Here is a 1,404-nt window from a genome sequence, read left to right on the forward strand (position 1 = left end):
TCCGAGAAAATGGCGAGCCTTGGGGAGCTAACTGCAGGCATTGCTCATGAGATCCAGAACCCGCTGAATTTTGTGAATAACTTCAGTGAAGTCAGTAATGAGCTGATTGAGGAAATAGAAGAAGAAAGAGACAAAAACCAAGAAATAAGAGACGAGGCTTTGGTCAGCGAAATCCTAAGGGATATCAAAGAAAACCTGACAAAAATCCATCACCACGGCAAGCGGGCTGATGCCATTGTAAAAGGCATGCTCGCACACAGCCGAAGCAGTTCCGGTGAGAAAATACCCACAGACATCAATGCGCTTGCGGATGAATATTTGAGGTTATCCTACCATGGACTTCGAGCCAAAGACAAATCATTCAGTGCTGACTTTAAAACAAACTTCGATCCGAATTTACCCAAAGTGAATGTAATTCCTCAAGATATTGGTCGTGTTTTGCTCAATTTGATTAATAACGCATTTCAGGCCTGTACTGAGCCTAGCGGAAGTGCGGCTGCTGGAGTTGAAAAACCTTTAGTTCAAGTTTCGACAAGAAAATCGGACAATGGAATTGAAATCAGGGTTTCGGACAACGGATCTGGAATCCCCGATGACATCAAAGACAAAATTTTTCAGCCGTTTTTTACGACTAAACCAACCGGTCAAGGAACCGGGCTTGGGCTATCGCTGAGTTATGATATTGTGAAAGCACATGGGGGCGAGTTAAAGGTGGAGACGAAAGAAGGATCAAGTCTGCCTGCCGGCGAGGCAGGCACAGAATTTACCATTGAATTACCCATATAAAATGACTATGAGAACGACATCATCACAATTTTTAGGGAAAATACATTTCATCCTTCCCCTTCTCCTATTTGCCGCCTGCAACCGCAGCCCAAAAGATGACGGAACTGCCCCCACATCACTCTTTCCGCAACCCCAAACCATTGCAGCCAACCCCGAAGGTGGTTATGCCATAAACCCTGTAACAGGCGATAGCATCAAACCCAACATTTTGAGCAGTGGCGACACGCTCATCACCGGTGTACCCATACCCTCAAGGGGAAAACTCATCCACCCGGACAGTGTGGCAAAACCCAGAGTGGTGAAAGCTACTTCTCCGCAAAGTCTTGAAAGGCACAATACCCACCCCAACCGACACAAAATACCCGAAAACCTGCCAACTTTTCCGGTTGACCACAGTCAACTTAAAACCGTTAAATTAGGCGAAGGCAACAAAGATTTTGTTTTAATTAATTCTATCGGTGACACCATACCCACCGGCATACCGATACCTGCCCGGGGCAAAACAGTAAAAGCCATTCAACCCTTACCCACCAAAGCCCTGCCCCCGGCTTTTAAAGATGCCCTTACCAATTTACAATATTTTGATGTGGACCAAGGTATGGGGTCCTCTTATGTCAG

General features: G+C 45.9%; 2 protein-coding genes. Both read left to right on the plus strand.

What is annotated here, in order from left to right:
* Window positions 1–786, plus strand: a 786-nt coding sequence (locus AAGF08_RS20345; protein ID WP_343513288.1) for an ATP-binding protein, incomplete at its 5' end; no start/stop codon positions are given.
* Between the two features lie 7 nt (window positions 787–793).
* Window positions 794–1,404, plus strand: a 611-nt coding sequence (locus AAGF08_RS20350; protein ID WP_343513289.1) for a hypothetical protein, incomplete at its 3' end; no start/stop codon positions are given.

The organism is Algoriphagus sp. SE2 (assembly GCF_039563885.1).
Taxonomy (GTDB): Bacteria; Bacteroidota; Bacteroidia; order Cytophagales; family Cyclobacteriaceae; genus Algoriphagus.